The sequence below is a fragment of the Apibacter sp. genome (assembly GCF_025291155.1).
In the GTDB taxonomy this organism is placed as follows: Bacteria; Bacteroidota; Bacteroidia; order Flavobacteriales; family Weeksellaceae; genus Apibacter.
In genome coordinates this window covers 1-2,924 of the sequence record NZ_JAMBJZ010000135.1, presented here as the reverse complement: position 1 = coordinate 2,924, position 2,924 = coordinate 1, and the positions used below count along the sequence as shown (strand labels likewise).

General features: G+C 30.4%; 2 protein-coding genes. Both read right to left on the bottom strand.

Going from position 1 to position 2,924, the window contains the following annotated elements; all coding sequences use genetic code 11:
* A partial coding sequence (locus tag M3Z80_RS09465; protein WP_293919370.1) for a C10 family peptidase occupies window positions 1-1,060 on the bottom strand: 1,060 nt, incomplete at its 3' end.
* Window positions 1,061-1,318: 258 nt separating this feature from the next.
* Window positions 1,319-2,924, bottom strand: a 1,606-nt coding sequence (locus tag M3Z80_RS09460; RefSeq protein WP_293919369.1) for a S9 family peptidase, incomplete at its 5' end; no start/stop codon positions are given.

The following is a 2,924-nucleotide window of genomic DNA, read 5'->3' as shown; positions in this document are numbered from 1 at the left end:
TGGAATCATATTCATCACAAACAAATGCATGACCTTCATTTGTATCTGTAGAACCAGAATAAAAAATTGGCCTACCATTATTTAGTTCGTTTACTATCAAACTATTCCATTCATCATCATTTATAATTATTTCACTTACGTTACTATAATATTTACCTCTTACCACATAGTCAATTCCTTGATCATAATTAAAATAAGTATAAAGTGATTTTACAGCATCTTTACTAAAAGCTCCACTCCCATTTATACCATATTGCATTTTAACACTTGCCCCAATATGATACATTAAAAGGCCTACTGCTTTAGCTTGTTCAGGAGTATAGCCGATACTGTAATCATTTAACATATCCGACCATTGATAGGTGTATTGAGTAAGATCAATTTCAGGTAAAATATAGATTTGATTGTTTGAAGGATCTTGAGTTTTATAAAAAGGAATTTTACCGATTCCGGATATAGGATATTGATGAAATTTCATAATTTGAGCAAGAACCGTAGCAACACAACCGGTACGAACACGATAAGGTATTTGACTATTATAAGGAGCTCCTTGAGCCCATTTAGTTTTAATAAGTGGTTGAACTTCTGTCAATTTAGTTCTAATATTTTTTGCACTATTTCTATAAGCTTCCCATTCCGATTTTATCTCTTGAGTAGGATTTATTGAATTATCAAAAGCATGTTGCATCCCCATTTCTACAGATTTCATCCAAGATTTAAAGTTTTCCGGAAGATGATTCACATCATATGAACCTGTTTTGGAATATCCTATTATGGGATAATTTACATCGTCCGCCGAAATGATTATAAAGCCTTGCTTATTCCCTATGTTATATACATAGTAATACTTCTCAACTTGTCCTTTCTTATTTTTAACATCTTGATTGAACCCTGTATACACTAAATCCAAATCAAATCCAGCATTCCTTTGCTGATAAAACACATAGTTGCTTATGAAATTTTCAGCAATTTTTTTCGCTTCCTTCTGATCTATTTGTTTAGACCATAATAGTAAATTAGTTAATGTAAATAGTACTAAAAAAAGTATAATTTTCCTCATATTTAATTTTTTTAAATTATAAAGTTAATCAACATTTAATTGATTATTTTTTTATTCTGATAAATTTATTTGATATTAAAACTATGTATATTGAAATTAATGGAACTAAAAATAAATTAATTACTTCAGAATAATAAAATAAAAGATCGAAAAAATTGCTTCGATCTTTTATTTTTTATACATAATTTTAAATGATAAGATTTAATTTTATTCAAGAAAATAAATGATCTATCTGTTTTTCTTGTTATTTATTATTTCTTAAAGAGTTTCTTTTAACCACTTAAAAAATTCTTTTTGCCAGATGATTCCATTTTGAGGCTGTTGCACCCAATGACTCTCTTCAGGGAAAAACAAAAGTCGACTTTTTATTCCTTTTAATTGTGCTGCTTGAAAGGCTTCTAGACCTTGGGTATACGGCACCCTATAATCTTTACCTCCATGAATTATTAAAATGGGAGTATCCCAATTTGAAATTAATTTAATAGGATTAAAGTCTTTATATGCTTTAGGTTGAGGATTTTCCCAATAGGCACCCCCTATATCGTGATTAGGGAAGAAAATCTCTTCTGTTGACCCATACATAGATTCTAAATCAAAAACTCCACAATGTGAAATAAAGGTTTTAAACCTCTTTTGATGAATCCCTGCCAGATAATATACTGAATATCCTCCATAGCTAGCTCCTACTGCTCCTAATCGATTTTTGTCAACATAAGATTCTTTAGAAACTTCATCTATAGCAGATAAATAATCCTTCATGGGTTGTCCTCCCCAATCTCCTGAAATTTCTTCATTCCACTTTATGCCAAAAGAAGGCAACCCTCTTCTATTAGGAGCTACTACAATATACCCTTGAGAAGCCATAATCTGAAAATTCCAACGGAAGCTATAAAATTGTGACACGGTACTTTGAGGTCCTCCCTGACAATATAATAAAGTGGGATACTTTTTATCCTTATCAAAATCAGGAGGAAATATGACCCAAACCAACATTTTTTTTCCATCAGTTGTATCAATCCATCTTTCCTCAACTTTGCACATGTTTATTTTTTTATAACTTGCATCATTTACTGAGGTGAGTTTAGTCTGTTCTCCCTTTTTTATATCTACTTTATAAATTTCTGAAGCATGGTTCATATCCTGACGTTCCCCTACTAGAAAATCTCCCGCTAAATGTATGCCTACATAGTCATGCTGACCTTTAGTTATTTGCCTTATTTTCTTCGTTTTTATATCAAGCTCGAAAAATTGTTGTGTAGCATTAATACCTGCTAAAAAATATATTTTATTACCTTCTTTACTCCAAACATAATCTATAACAGTATTATCCCATTCAGATGTTAAATTTATTGTTTTTAGGGTCTTAAAATCATAAATCTTTATATCGTTTTTATCGGATTCATACCCATCTGTTTTCATTGATAACCAAGCTAACATTTCTCCTTTCGGGCTAAATTTTGGATTAGTATCATATCCTTTATTTTCTGCGGTTATATTTTGTGTTTCTTGTGAAGATAAATCGTAAAGGTAAATATTTGTATTAGTTGAAATTGCATCTTGTGTTCCGAAAAGTTTTTTTGACTGATATACTAAATATTTACTATCCAGAGAAAATGAATAAGCTTCTGAATTATATTTTTCACCTTTATTGATATCTAATACTTCTCCATCTGAAGTACCAATGAAAAGATGCTGAAAATTACCGTCTTTCCAACTATCCCAGTGTCGATACATTAAATGATCATAAACTTTAACTTCAGATTTTTCTAATTCCGGATATAGATCGGTCCCTTCAACTTTTTCCAGCTTTACAGGTTTTGAAATTGCAAAATATTTGGTATCATTAGAATACAATAATCCGGAG